Genomic DNA, 14,013 nt, shown 5'->3' on the forward strand with positions numbered 1-14,013 from the left:
GATGTTTCTTTGATTTCTATAGCTTATACTAAAGTTAGAAAAATAAATCAAAAGGAGAAAATCATGAAAACAGTACTCGAAATTCATGGACTGACCAAACAATTCGGTCAACAAGCTATTCTTCAAGATCTTAGTCTAACCATAAAAGAGGGAGATATTTATGGTCTAATTGGAAAAAATGGAGCAGGTAAAACTACTCTTATCAAAATAATTACACAACTACTGTTTGCGGATAAAGGAACTATTTCCCTCTTTTCTAGTCAAGAACAAAATGAGTGGACCAAAGCTTTATCTCGAGTAGGTTCAGTTATCGAATCGCCTGTAGCCCATAATCACTTAACAGCATACCAGAATCTGAAATATTATTGTATGATACGTCATATTCCAAATGCTGATAAAATCATTCAAGAAACACTGGATTATGTAGGTTTGTCAGATACAGGTAAAAAAGTCTTCCGTGATTTCTCGCTAGGAATGAAACAAAGACTTGGTATCGCCATTGCCCTTCTATCAAAACCAGACTTCCTTATCTTAGATGAGCCTATTAACGGACTTGACCCAATTGGGATCAAAGAATTTCGTCTGATGATTCAACGACTCAATCAAGAAAAAGGCATAACTATCCTCATTTCTAGCCATATCTTGTCAGAACTCTATCTCTTAGCTAATCGCTTTGGTATTCTGGATCAAGGTAAGATTATCCGTGAAATCAGCAAAGCTGAGTTTGAAACACTAAGTGAGGATTATATTGTGCTTAAAACAAGCGACAAAGAAAGAGCTTGTCAGGTATTGAAAGAACAAATCCAGCTCCAGTTTAAGGTTGTAAACCCTGAAAATGAAATCCATATCTTTGGTAATGAACAAGATGTCAAACAGATTCTTAAGCAACTAACTTTGGCCGATGTTGCTATTGATGAGATTTACTTTGCCCGTCAAAACCTAGAAGAATACTTCACACAATTGGTAGAATAGGAGAAAAATCATGATACATACCATTCAAGCAGATTTTTACCGTCTTTTCCGCTCCAAAGGATTCTGGATTACAGAATTCATTCTCTTTGCACTTATGTTAATGGGTGCTACTATCGGAGCTACAGGACATCTAATGTCAGTAAATACTACACCTGAAACAGAATTTCCTACCAAAGGTTGGGACGGCGTCCAAGCTCTTATCAACGCGTCTAGCAATGGTTCAAACCTCGTTTTTCTCTGCATCGTCCTGGCATGCCTTGTTCTTGGAGTTGATTTAATCGGCAAACTCTATAAAAATAATTTAACAGTGGGTGTTTCTCGTACCGAGTTTTTCCTAGCCAAAACCTTTGTACTTGCTAGTATCGCTCTCTTACAACTCATCACCAGTCTTGTGATTGCCTTTATTCCCGCGACTCTACTAAACGGACTTGGTACAATGCCTGATAGTTTTGTTACTAATCTCTTCTTGACGATTTCCCTTCAATTCCTTTGTCTCCTTGCTTGGCTTTCCATTGTTTCCTTTATTCTCTACCTAACTCATTCTTATCTTGCCGTATTTATTGGTTATCTGATTAGTTCTATCATCCTTTCTACGCCAATGCTTCTTTTCCCAGACATTGAAATTCTACGATATTTAATTCTAGATTTTGCCTATGCTATGACTACTAATAGTCAAGCTATTCTCTATATCATCACGGTTTGCGTAACGGTCATACTTTTCTTCTCTTTCAGTGGACTGATTATTTTCAAGAAGAAAAGCTTATAAAAAAGACCTCCTCTAGGATATAGAGGAGGTTTCTTCTGTTAAAAATAGATAAAGACTGAAAACCATTCTCCATCAGTGGATAGTTTCATATTCGCTCCAAGAAGATGAACTAATTCCTCGGTAATATAGAGACCTAAACCAGAGGATTCTTCTGTGTCTGATAGATTTTCAGAATAAAAACGATTACTGAGATTGTCTATATTCTTGATAGGTTTTTTGACTAGATTATCAATTTCCAAAATAAGCCTATTTTCTTCCTTTTTCAAAGAAAGTCGAGCTTGTTCCTTACCGTGCTTGAGAACATTTCCAAGGAGGTTTTGTATAATTCGATCCAGCAAGTCTTCATCAGTCGTCGTTTTCAATCCTGGTTCAACGTTAAAATCAAGAACAATCTGTGAAGATTGAAAAACGTCGTAATAAGCTAAAGTCTTCTTCGTTATAAAGGTTGATAAATCAAGCTCTTCCAGTTTCGGTTTGACTGCTCCTTCCATCAAATGACGGTATTCAAGAAGAGCTTCCAACCGTTTGGAAACCAAATCCTGATGATGAGCTATTTTATTTAAGGTTTCTGAACTATTATCGGAGTGTTTTATTAGTTGCTGAGTATATCCTGAAGCGATTGTCAAAGGTGTACGAATATCATGAGCAATGTTACTGATTGCCATATCGAGGGTGCGTTTTTCACGCTTCATGATGAGCTGATTTTGCTCCACTTCCTGAAATAGATTCTCAATTTGGTTGTGTAGATGCAAAATGGTCCTTGAAAAGAAGTTTACCCCGATTCTTTTCATGCTACCCGAGCGAATCTTCTCTTCGATTTGTCTGCTTAAATCTCTAATTGCTATATGATAGCGAATCAAAGAAATCGCCAAAATAATGTTAGAAAGGAGTAATATTGATACCAAAATGTAATTCATTATTTATCTCCTTTTAATCGAACACCAACTCCCCAAATGGTTTCGATGTACTCATGATTTGGATCCAGTTGATGCAGTTTTTTACGGAGATTGCTTAGATGGGTGTTGAGCGTATTGTCTCCAGGCAGGTAACTTTCTTCCCAAATCAACTCATAGAGTTCTTCCTTGGTGAAGATTTTTTTAGGATGATGGAGCAACATTTGGAGAATTTGACACTCTTTCTTTGCAAGGCGAATGGTTTCAGTTGTGCTACTTATTTCAAAACTATCCGCATCGAACTGGATATTTTTAAAGTTTTGTAGGAGGTTTTCAGTTTTTCTGCTGTTTTCTGACTGATGTTCACCGTTTTGGCGTAACTGTACAGTGACTCTGGCAAAGACTTCGTTCAAATCAAAGGGTTTTACTATGTAATCATTGGCACCGTCTAATAGATATTGGCTGATAAGCTTTTTATCACTCAAAGCAGTGAGCATGATAACTGGAGTCTGACTAGTTTGTCGAATGGCTTGCAAGACTTGGTCGCCATTTTTCCCTGGAAGCATGATATCTAGCAGTACGAGATCAATGCCACCTCTATCAAATTGCATGATACCTTCCGTACCAGAAAAGGCTTGGATCACCTCGTGTTCTTCAGTAAGAAGGGTTTTTAAAATTTCCTGAATTTCATTATTATCTTCAATTACAAGTATGTTCGCCATAAACCTCGTCCTTTCTAAAACTATTATAACATGTTTTGTTAGGAATTCCGGATACAGAAAAGCTCCTCTCACATTTTACGCAAGAAGGAGCTAATGAATATTGAAACTATTTAGCCAAATAAGCAATCAAGGTTATAATCCATAGATGAGCTGGGTAGAAAATATAAAAGAAATATTTACTCCAACTGGTTTCTTGTCCTCGCTGTCCATTATACAAAGCCAAAAAAGGAAATACGGTGATAAAGAGCCAGTCAGAATTGTAAAGCATCATTTCCAGTGTTTGGTGCCAAGTGTCGTAAATTTGGATGGAAGTCACTAACAAGAAGGCCCAAAGAAAGGCATATAGGAGATTTCGCAATCCCTTGCGATTTCGACAAGAGTAACTAATCAAGAGAAATGGTAGCATGGTGATACCACCCTCGGTAAAAAGACAACCGAAAATTAAGAGTCCAGCAAGTCCAATCCGACGCCACAACTTCTCTTTTTGTTCCATCTCTTTTTGAGGAAAACCAATCCAAAGCATGGTGACACCGATTGCCAAAGTCAAGAAAATGTTATTATTTACCATTACCCCTTTAGCTGCAAATAGGGCATTGAGTAGGCTATTTCCAGCAAACATGACAAGAGCCCAAGACCAAAGTCGGATGAGGTAGTTTTTCAGATTTCGAGTATGGATGAAGCCTTCCATAGCCATATAGGCAAACCAAACTCCAACACAACGGGTCATAGCGTGAAGAATACCTTCCCACAGAGGAGAAACAATTCCGGTGATATGAGGAATATGGTCTAGAACCATTACTGCCGCCATCAGATACTTCAACTGCGTCGCATTCAATTTATTCATAATAAACCTCTTTCTTTTTAATCTACATAGAGTATAGCATACATTTCTACGTATAATCGTACACCCATCTTACATTTAAAAAGCCTATCTTACATTTTTGTAAGACAGGCGTGAATATCAAAAGTTTATTATGAAAGTTACCTTCTAGTCCGTAATTCGTTGGTACATTTCGGGTCTTCTATCTCGAAATAGTCCCCAGTTGAGGCGCTCGCTTGCTCCCTTATCAAGGTCATAGGTGGCTAACAGAACAGCTTCACCTTGTCTTTCAGCTCTCTCTAGAATAGCTCCTGTTTCATCCGTCATAAAGGACGAACCGTAGAAGTCAAGACTGGAACTCTGTCCACCATTTTCCTCACTAGGAGTGACTTCTTCCAAACCATAACGATTGGCTGCAATGACTGGGACAATATTTGCTGCTGCGTGCCCTTGCATGGTACGTTGCCAGTGACCACAACTGTCTGTATCCAAAATTGGTTCTGAACCAATGGCTGTAGGATAAAAGAGCAATTCAGCACCATTCAGAGCAAGACAGCGCGCTGTTTCAGGGAACCATTGATCCCAACAGATGCCAATCCCAATCTTAGCGTAGCGAGTATCCCAGACCTTGAAACCAGTGTTACCAGGCGTAAAGTAAAACTTTTCTTGATAATAATGGTCATCTGGTATGTGGGTCTTCCGATAAACGCCCAGCACTTCTCCATCAGCATCAATGACGGCGATAGAGTTATACAAGACATTGCCATCTTTTTCATAGAAACTGATTGGTAGAACAACTTTTAGTTCCTTAGCAATCACCCTAAAATGCTGAATAGCTGTATTTTCTGTCACCGACTGGGCAAACTGATAGTAGTCATACTGGCGTTCCTGACAGAAATAGGGACGTTCAAACAACTCGGGCAAGAGAATAATTTGTGCGCCTTGTTCAGCAGCCTGACGTACTAAACGCTCTGCGGTTTGAATATTTGTTGCCACATCCTTAGCGCATTGCATCTGAATGGCTGCAACTCTTACATTTCTCATCTTTTTCTCCTATTCTGGGATTTGTTGGGTGATACAGTGGATGTTGCCACCACCTAAGAGAATATCTCTGGCTGGTATTCCGACAACTTTACGGTCTGGGAAACACTTGCTGAGAATATCTAAAGCCACTTGGTCGTTTACATCCTCAAACTGTGGAACTAAGACAGCCTTGTTGGCAATATAAAAATTGACATAGGAAGCCGCAAGACGCTCGCCCTCATAACGCTCCTCTTCCCCATCTTCATAGGTATAACCTGGTAAATCCTCCTTAGTGACAACCTGACGAATAGCTGGGATAGGAAGCTTATGAATAGTGAAGGGACGACCTTTTGCATCCGTCTCCTTCTCTAAAAGAGCAAGGTCAGCTGCAGACATACCATACTGGGGATCGTTTTGGTCGTCTGTCCAAGCTAAAACAAGCTCTGCAGGACCAACAAAGGCAGCAACATTGTCAACGTGTTCATTGGTTTCGTCCTGATAAATACCATAAGGAAGCCAAATAACTTTTTCAGCTCCAAGGCTCTCTAATAAGGTATTCTCGATTTCCTCTTTAGTCAAGTGGGGATTGCGACCAGCGCTTAGTAGGCAACTTTCAGTCACGAGAATGGTTCCTTGACCGTCGCTGTGTATCGCTCCGCCTTCCAGTACAAAAGGTTTAGCCTCGTAAACAGGTATTTCCAAGGCTTCAGCAAAATTACTGGCTACTTGATCATCATCTTCATAGTCTTGGTAGAGACCATCTACAGCTCCACCCCAAGCATTGAAAGACCAATCCACAGCTAATTTCTGGCCTTCATCATTTACAAGAATAGTCGGACCTGTATCACGCGCCCAGGCATCATTGGTGGGAATGTCTAAATAAACGACCTTGTCTCCAAGATAGGATTGTGCTTCAGATAGATAGTCCTGCTCCACCAAAAGGTAAACAGTTTCCCCTTGAGCAATCGTTTTGATAATCTGGCTAAAGGCTGCTTTAGCGGCTTTGCCTTGAAAGGGCCAAGAGCCTGGTCGAGTAGGCCATATCATGAGAGTCCCATGATGAGGTTCATACTCTGCAGGCATACGATAGCCTAATTTCTTTGGACTGTCCATCATGATAATCTCTCCTTAAAGTCTCGGTAGCCAAATGCTTTGACTAGACTGCACTCACCCTCTTTATCCATGAGATACAAACTTGGAAGTCCAATCCCGTTAAAGGTATTATTTTTGACAAATGAGTAAATAGCCATATCTTCAAAATAGAGGCGATCGCCGATTTCAATCGGTTTCTCAAAGCTGTAATCCCCAATGATATCCCCTGTTAGGCAAGTATTTGAAGAGAGTCTATAAGTATAAGGTTTTTCTTGCGCTTCAAAACCATCTCTCAATGGGGGACGATAGGGCATTTCAAGTACATCTGGCATATGGCAGGTCGCGGAGGCATCTAAAACCAAGATATCCATACCGTTTTCTACAATATCCAATACTTCAGTTGCTAGATAACCAGCATTGAGCGCAATAGCTTCACCCGGCTCGATATAGACCTCAAGATTGTAAGTTTCTCGGATACGCTTGATTTCTGAAATCAGCAAATCCACATCGTAACCTTCTCTTGTGATGTGGTGTCCGCCCCCCATATTGAGCCATTTGACTTGATGTAAGTACGAACCAAATTGCGCTTCTACTGCTTTCAAAGTTGTCTCTAAATCATCTGAACCTTGCTCGCAAAGGGTATGAAAATGAAGACCATCCACTAAATCCAACAAATCACTAGGGATTTTATCAAGTGTCACACCAAAACGAGAGCCAGGAGCACAAGGGTCATAAAGCGCGTGGTCACCCTGCGTTGAACATTGAGGGTTGAGACGTAGACCTACACTAATACCAGCCTCACGACAACGAGGCCCATGTTTACGCAATTGTCTCTCAGAGTTAAAAACGATATGGTCTGTTATCTCAAGCAATTCCTCCAAGTCCGCATCCTTGAAAGCTGGCGCAAAGACATGGACTTCCCCCGGAAATTCTTCTCTAGCCAGCTTAGCTTCATAGAGACCACTTGCAGTTGTACCAGATAGGTACTGGCTAATCAAGGGATAGGTTTTGTAGAGGGAATATGCCTTCTGGGCAAGCAAAACCTTGCAACCTGCTTCTTCTTGTACATATTGTAAAATGCGACAGTTGGATTCTAACTTTGCTAAGTCAATGACGTAAGCTGGTGTTGGTACATGTTCTAGCTTCATTAGTCCACCATTTGTGGATTTTCTACCACAACCCATGGCAATCCGTACTCATTCAAAGCTTCCATGAATGGATCTGGATCTAATTCTTCAAGGTTATAAACTCCAGGTTGTTTCCAAGTACCGTTCATAACCAATTTTGTCCCAATCATAGCTGGAACTCCTGTTGTGTAAGAAATAGCTTGTGAACCAACTTCTGCGTAACATTCCTGATGGTCGCAGACATTGTAGATGTAGATGGTCTTTTCAATACCGTCTTTGACACCTGTAAAGATACAGCCGATATTGGTTTTACCAACTGTACGAGGCCCAAGGCTAGCTGGATCTGGAAGCAAGGCTTTCAAAAATTGGATTGGCACAATTTCTTGACCGTTAAAGTTAATGGTATCCGTACGAAGGAGCCCTACATTTTCCAAGCATTTCATGTGCGTTAGATAAGATTGTCCAAAAGTCATAAAGAAACGAATCCGTTTAACTTCTGGAATGTTCTTAGCCAATGATTCGATTTCTTCATGGTGGAGGAGATACATGTCTTTTTGTCCAACTTGAGGGAAATCATACTCTCGCTTGATAGACATAGCTTCGACTTCGACCCATTTTCCATCTTCCCAGTAAGAACCTGGCGCAGAAACCTCGCGGAGATTGATTTCTGGATTAAAATTCGTCGCAAATGGATAACCGTGGTCACCACCATTACAGTCTAGAATATCGATATAATGGATTTCGTCAAAGTAATGTTTGAGTGCATAAGCTGAAAAGACGCTGGTTACCCCTGGGTCAAAACCAGAACCAAGCAAGGCAGTCAGACCTGCTTCCTTGAATTTTTCTTGATAAGCCCATTGCCATGAGTAGTCAAAGTAAGCTGTAAAACCAAGTTCCTTACAACGTTTCTCATAAATAGCACGCCATTCAGGGTCTTCTGTGTCCTCAGCCTCGTAGTTGGCAGTATCAATATAGTGAACACCTGTTGCCAAACAAGCATCCATAATGGTCAAATCTTGGTATGGTAAAGCTACGTTCAAAACAGCTTCTGGCTTGTAGCTTTCAATCAAAGCAATCACTTCTTCAACCTTGTCAGCATCAAGAGCAGCTGTCTCAATCTTTGTACTTGTTTTACCTTCTAATTTAGCCTTCAAGTCATCACATTTTGACTTTGTACGGCTAGCAATCATAATTTCTTTAAAAGTTTCACTATCTTGGCAAATCTTTGAAATAGCAACTTGGGCAACGCCCCCACATCCAATAACTAGTAAACGACTCATTTTTTTCCTTCCTCTTCTTCTAAAATGTCCTCAACATACTTGGGCAACATAAAGGCTCCCACATGTAAGTTTGCAGTGTAATATTCCGTAAATAACTGGCGTTTTTTCCAGCCTTCCTTGTCAAAATCTTTGACAGGGTGATATTTTTTCGATGCAAATCCAAACAACCAATAGCCAGCAGGACTAGTTGGGATATGTGCCTGATAAACCCGGCTGATTGGAAAGGCTTGATTGACCTTGCGGTGCATACTTCGGCAAGCTGACTCATCTTCGTCAAAGAAAGGACTACCATGCTGGTAGATCATGATGCCGTCCTCTTTCAAGGCTCTGTAACTGTTTCCGTAAAATTCCTTGGTAAAGAGCCCTTCCGTATGTCCAAATGGATCTGTCGCATCGTTGATGATGATGTCGTAATCCTCTTCACAGTTTCGTAAAAATCGTAGTCCATTTTGGTAGTAAATGGTAACACGGGGATCATCTAGCCCTGCAGCAAAGTCTGGGAAATACTCACGACAGACCTCAACCAACATCTCATCTGGTTCCACAATATCGATTTGCTCCAGTTCAGGATAGAGGGTTAATACTTGAGCAACACCACCGTCACCACCCCCAATAACCAAGACTTTCTTTGGATTCGGGTGGACAGCCATGGGAACGTGAACAGTCATTTCATTGTAAACAAAATCATCCGCATCTGAAAACAAGACATGCCCATTTAAAATCAGTATTTTTCCAAAAGCTGGCGTATCCAAGACTTCGATATGCTGCCATTCACTTTTACCAGCGTATAGTTGCTTGGCTGTTCTCAGGGACAATTTGACATCTGGAGTATGAACTTCAGAAAACCATAAATCCATCTAGTTCTCCTTTCTCTTAATGACGTTAATGTGATTGACCTCAGGATCTTCCGTCCCTTGGAGGGAACAACCACGTTCCTTGGCAAATTGGATATAGTCTACAATTTCTCGTGTAATTCGTTCACCAGGAGCCAAGATAGGAATCCCTGGAGGATAGCACATGACAAATTCCCCACAGACTTGTCCAATAGATTCGTCCAGGGTTAAACTTCTTCTATTTGAGTAAAAGGCTTCCTGAGGAGACAGCACTAACTCGGGCTGGATATATTCCCCAGCAATCAAATCTTTTCCATCTCTTGAGTAGAGTCTCTTGATATCAGCCAAAGCACCAACCAAGCGCTCGATATCTTGGATACGGTCACCAATCGAAATATAGGCCAAGATATTGCCGATATCACCAAACTCGATCTGAATGTCATATTCATCCCGTAAGAGGTCATAAACCTCGATACCGGTTAAGCCAATACCCTGAGTGTAGACTGACAACTTAGTAACGTCAAAATCACAAACGGAAACACCGTCTATTAACTCTTTAGAGTAAGCATAGTAGCCACCGATAGCATTGATTTCACGACGAGCATACTCGGAAAGCTCAATGACTTTCTCAAACGACTCTTTACCACGAAGGGCTAAGTTTCGACGCGAAATATCTAGACTAGCCATCAACAAGTAAGAGGCAGATGTAGACTGGGTCAGGTTGATAATCTGACGAACGTACTCAGGATTCATCTGATTACCAACCAAAAGAAGGGAACTTTGAGTCAGGCTACCACCAGACTTATGCATAGATACAGCTGACATATCTGCTCCTGCATCCATAGCGGATAAAGGAAGTTTATCTGTAAAGTGCAGATGAGCACCGTGAGCCTCGTCTACTAAGACTTTCATTCCAGCGGCGTGAGCCATCTCTGTTAATCCCTTAAGATCTGAACAAATTCCATAGTAAGTAGGATTGTTAATCAAAATGGCCTTGGCATCTGGATGCTCCTTAATTGCCTGCGCAACACGGTCATTTTCAAGTCCTAAAGCGATGCCGATTTTAGGATCTACACTCATCTCGATATAGATGGGAATGGCGCCACATAGAACCAGCGCATTGATAGCAGATTTGTGGACATTACGTGGCAGAATAATCTTATCTCCTGCCTTGCAGGTGGAAAGAATCATGGTTTGAACAGATGAAGTTGTTCCCCCAATCATGAGAAAGGCATGGGCTGCTCCAAAAGCATCCGCAGCTAATTCCTCCGCATCCCGAATAATCGAAATAGGATGGCCGAGATTATCCAAGGGTTTCATCGAATTGACATCAATGCCAACACATTTTTCTCCCAACAATTCAACAAGTTCTGGATTTCCCCGTCCGCGTTTGTGACCTGGTACATCAAAGGGAACAATCCGTTTCTTTCTTAGCTTTATCAGACCTTCATAAATAGGGGCCTGATTTTGATCTAACTTTTTCAAGACATACTCCTTTACCGTATTTTTAGCTCCTCAAAATGATGAGGGCGACCAAAGTTTGACTTATGAAAAAAGAGCAGGTTTTCACCTGCTCTGCAATCTTCTGACGTGTTTATTTTGGTTTCTGTTGAGTATGTCTGTTCCCGATGTTTCCTAACTCTCTAGTAGCAAATATTACGTACTTTATTGATCGTTTCACAAGATGACGTGTGCTTTCACCACACTAAAATTTATGAATTAGGACAGGCGTCCTAACATCAACTTATAAAAGTAGGCTTTTAACCCTATCAATAATGTGGCTTTTCAACCACGCTTCGGCATTCAACCCTGCCTGTCCGTAGGCATTTTTTACTCGGGTTTATATTTGCTAGAAAACATCATCTCATTTTCTAAGCCTTATAACTATATCATGTTTACAAGAGCTTGTAAAGTGTTTTGTGAAAGTTTTTTAAAGAATTTCATTTTTTGTTCGCAAAATGGTATTTAACGATAAAAGAAAATCGTTTTAAAATGTTATAGGTATAAGAAAAATGAACTACAACCATTACATTTAGACTGTCGGTCTTACTAATCCGATTTTCATCTTAATAAGCTATAAATTGCTATAAATAAGGTTTTCGGTTCCGCTTCATAAAAACCTCAGTTTAGGAAGTAGAAATCAATTGCTTTAATTCTACTCCTGAAAGATGTCCTTGATTGTAAAGTACTTTAAGTAAGTCCTCATCTACTGTAATTGAATAATAGTCCGCCACAAACTCACGAAATCGCTCAAAACTTTCAAAGAAATAGGATAATAACCATTCACCACCGTCCTGATCTTGGTAGGTATTTTGATGCTCTTGACCGTCATACCAGATAAAGAAGGTTGTTTCATCTTTTTGCTCTTCTGAATAAATGCTTTGATACTTTTCATCCAGTCCTTTATAAAATCCGTCTATGACGTCTTGATTCCACTCGTCCGCAGCAAACTGACTTAAATTGCTTTCATGATCAAAGCCTTTTACAAAAATCATTTTATCAGTAAATATCACATCTAGAGAATCACCAGAACCGTTGTCAATAAGGTAACGGATTCCATAGCTTTCCTCACTCTTAACTATCAATCGAAGCCAGTTCTTGTCTGGATCTGTTTGATACTCATCAATGACGAGCAAAGCGTCTAAGCGAGTCTTTACCTTGTCCCATTCAATTTTTCCCATCTCTTAAAATCTCCATGTTAAATATTTATAATTTATTAAGATCACAAGTTCTATAATCAATTTCTATGTATTTCAACAGACTAAATGATAGTAAAATTACTTAGCAAATAGTCACTAAGACATTCCCCCTGAGAGTTAAGATTTTCTTATAAAAGTCCTTCATTTTTACAAAGCAGGTTAAAATGAAAGACTTGATTTCTTCCTCATCCTCAAGATAATCCCAAATATCAGGATACAAGTCGGCTTTCTTGCATGCTTCCATGCTAAAGTCCGCCAAGGCTCTGTGCATGTCAAAACTTTCTAGAGCTTCTACGATCTCGGCTATCTTGTTTTTTTCAGTATAGGCTATGTACTCAGACACTTCTTCTAAAGGAGTCACTCCTAAAACCGCTTCTCTCAAGGGATTGTCATCCAAAAATTCTGAACTACTAAATCCTGTCAAGACAAAGACCAAGGCATCCCACATTTTGTCAATATCTATCAACATCTCATTTTCATTAGTAGAATCCTCTACTAAGTCAAACAATTCCTCTTCCTGACGAGAATCTGGCACTATTTGGCTTAATTCATTATCAGATAGATATTGATAATTAGCAATCATTCCCATAATGTTTCCTCCAATTAGTTAATCCCCTTTCTTGAAAAAAGCAAGATATCTACTGTTTTTGGACTCTCCTCCTTATTTCTCATTCTCATCTTCCGTCACTTCCCAGACTTCTGACTGGTATCCCTCACCATCTATATCATAGCGCTGCATGTAGCCAATAAATCTTTCCTTTTTATTTGCCATACGAGGCTTGAGAATGTTTACAGCCCAGAATCCGATAATAATGACAACTAAAAGCGCTACTACTGTCTCCATACTGCTTCTCCCTTGCCTACCTTAATATCCTTCAACCCACTTATCATTATCCATAATAAATGGCTTAGCTAGTCCTTCACCTATGTAATCCGCATATTTGGTGGATAGATACTTGTAACAGTCTTCCTTGCTCGCAAACTTAATAGCTTGATAAGGCTCTTCAAAAGTCAGTTTTTCTACAAATAAGAAACCATCATCAGCTGGCACTAAAATACCAACGTGTCCAACAAAAAGGAACTCTCCATCCAAATTATCGTGCAACACAACAGACAACATCCGAGCTTTATCATTGAATTGAAACTGGGAGAAGAATTTCTCCATCTTCTGCGCGTGAACTTTTACATCCGTAGTCGCTTCCGTCTTCACCCTAGAAAATAGAATATCAAACTCTTCCTTGTCTTTCGCATCAAACACCTTTCCCTTATCGATAGCATCATTATCCACAAAAAGTAGCTGATCATTCTTTTCAAGTTTTGGGATTGTGACTGAATTTTTTAAGAGCGCATAGCTATTGATACGGCAGTTGGTCCCGACAAAGTCACCCTTTTTTTGATTCCAGAGATTACTGATTTTCTCTACATCATACTCTGTCTTTGTAAAGGAAGTAAAATCACCACTTAAGCCAGTGGAGCCGACAGTCGCATTATAGTCTGTAACAAGACTAAAAAATGCGTCAACACTATTTGGATCCAAGTGCGCTGATAAGAAAGATTTGACCTCTTCGATGCTGACCTGATTGTTCAGATTGGTATATGAAGCCGTCCAAGGAACTTTATCTGAACTGGCCTGTGTCTGATTTGTAGCGTCAGTCCTAGTATTATTTTGCTGACAAGCAGCAAATCCAAGTAATAAGGGTAAACACAGTCCCAAGGCTGCTACTTTTCTCGTTCGTTTCATGAAATTCTCCTTCTAGACTACAAGTCTCTTTTTCATTTTAAACAC

15 protein-coding genes are annotated in these 14,013 nt (G+C 40.0%); 2 read left to right on the forward strand and 13 right to left on the reverse strand.

Annotation, left to right across the window (positions count from 1 at the left end):
- The first annotated feature begins 63 nt into the window (after positions 1-63).
- Both MK409_RS02755 and MK409_RS02760 read left to right on the forward strand, forming a co-directional pair.
- A complete protein-coding gene (locus tag MK409_RS02755; protein ID WP_268705256.1) occupies positions 64-972 on the forward strand; it encodes an ATP-binding cassette domain-containing protein in 909 nt (302 codons plus the stop codon).
- Positions 973-982: 10 nt separating this feature from the next.
- Positions 983-1,738 carry an ABC transporter permease gene (locus MK409_RS02760; protein ID WP_268705257.1) on the forward strand — a complete coding sequence of 252 codons (756 nt, stop codon included), beginning with the start codon at positions 983-985 and terminating at the stop codon, positions 1,736-1,738.
- A 38-nt stretch (positions 1,739-1,776) separates the two neighbouring features.
- On the opposite strand, the gene MK409_RS02765 is transcribed toward MK409_RS02760, so the two are convergent.
- The 13 genes from MK409_RS02765 to MK409_RS02825 all read right to left on the reverse strand — a co-directional run bounded on the left by MK409_RS02765 (position 1,777) and on the right by MK409_RS02825 (position 13,968).
- On the reverse strand, positions 1,777-2,655 hold the full coding sequence (locus tag MK409_RS02765) for a sensor histidine kinase (RefSeq protein WP_268705258.1): 879 nt from the start codon (positions 2,653-2,655) through the stop codon (positions 1,777-1,779).
- Entirely contained in the window at positions 2,655-3,353 is a 699-nt protein-coding gene (locus MK409_RS02770; protein WP_268705259.1) for a response regulator transcription factor, read from the reverse strand. The genes MK409_RS02765 and MK409_RS02770 overlap by 1 nt, the downstream gene beginning before the upstream one ends.
- A gap of 106 nt (positions 3,354-3,459) precedes the next feature.
- Entirely contained in the window at positions 3,460-4,197 is a 738-nt protein-coding gene (locus MK409_RS02775) for a TraX family protein (protein ID WP_268705260.1), read from the reverse strand.
- A 144-nt stretch (positions 4,198-4,341) separates the two neighbouring features.
- Positions 4,342-5,217 (reverse strand): N-carbamoylputrescine amidase, encoded by an 876-nt coding sequence (gene aguB / locus MK409_RS02780; RefSeq protein ID WP_268705261.1) that lies wholly within the window; start codon positions 5,215-5,217, stop codon positions 4,342-4,344.
- 9 nt (positions 5,218-5,226) lie between these two features.
- Complete coding sequence (gene aguA / locus MK409_RS02785; protein ID WP_268705262.1) at positions 5,227-6,312, reverse strand: agmatine deiminase; 1,086 nt, start codon at positions 6,310-6,312, stop codon at positions 5,227-5,229.
- Entirely contained in the window at positions 6,309-7,436 is a 1,128-nt protein-coding gene (nspC, locus tag MK409_RS02790) for a carboxynorspermidine decarboxylase (RefSeq protein ID WP_268705263.1), read from the reverse strand. The genes aguA and nspC overlap by 4 nt, the downstream gene beginning before the upstream one ends.
- Positions 7,436-8,695 (reverse strand): saccharopine dehydrogenase family protein, encoded by a 1,260-nt coding sequence (locus MK409_RS02795; protein ID WP_268705264.1) that lies wholly within the window; start codon positions 8,693-8,695, stop codon positions 7,436-7,438. The genes nspC and MK409_RS02795 overlap by 1 nt, the downstream gene beginning before the upstream one ends.
- Positions 8,692-9,552, reverse strand: a complete 861-nt coding sequence (gene speE, locus MK409_RS02800) for a polyamine aminopropyltransferase (protein ID WP_268705265.1) — start codon at positions 9,550-9,552, stop codon at positions 8,692-8,694. The genes MK409_RS02795 and speE overlap by 4 nt, the downstream gene beginning before the upstream one ends.
- Positions 9,553-11,013, reverse strand: a complete 1,461-nt coding sequence (locus MK409_RS02805) for an aminotransferase class I/II-fold pyridoxal phosphate-dependent enzyme (RefSeq protein WP_268705266.1) — start codon at positions 11,011-11,013, stop codon at positions 9,553-9,555.
- Positions 11,014-11,654: 641 nt separating this feature from the next.
- A complete protein-coding gene (locus tag MK409_RS02810; protein ID WP_268705267.1) occupies positions 11,655-12,209 on the reverse strand; it encodes a hypothetical protein in 555 nt (184 codons plus the stop codon).
- Positions 12,210-12,309: 100 nt separating this feature from the next.
- Positions 12,310-12,816, reverse strand: a complete 507-nt coding sequence (locus MK409_RS02815) for a YfbM family protein (protein WP_268705268.1) — start codon at positions 12,814-12,816, stop codon at positions 12,310-12,312.
- Positions 12,817-12,888: 72 nt separating this feature from the next.
- Positions 12,889-13,071 (reverse strand): hypothetical protein, encoded by a 183-nt coding sequence (locus MK409_RS02820; protein WP_268705269.1) that lies wholly within the window; start codon positions 13,069-13,071, stop codon positions 12,889-12,891.
- A 21-nt stretch (positions 13,072-13,092) separates the two neighbouring features.
- Positions 13,093-13,968: a DUF4300 family protein gene (locus tag MK409_RS02825; protein ID WP_268705270.1), complete on the reverse strand. Its 876-nt coding sequence runs from the start codon at positions 13,966-13,968 to the stop codon at positions 13,093-13,095.
- Positions 13,969-14,013 lie beyond the last annotated feature (45 nt).

Source organism: Streptococcus oralis, from assembly GCF_026782375.1.
Taxonomy (GTDB): Bacteria; Bacillota; Bacilli; order Lactobacillales; family Streptococcaceae; genus Streptococcus; species Streptococcus oralis_CL.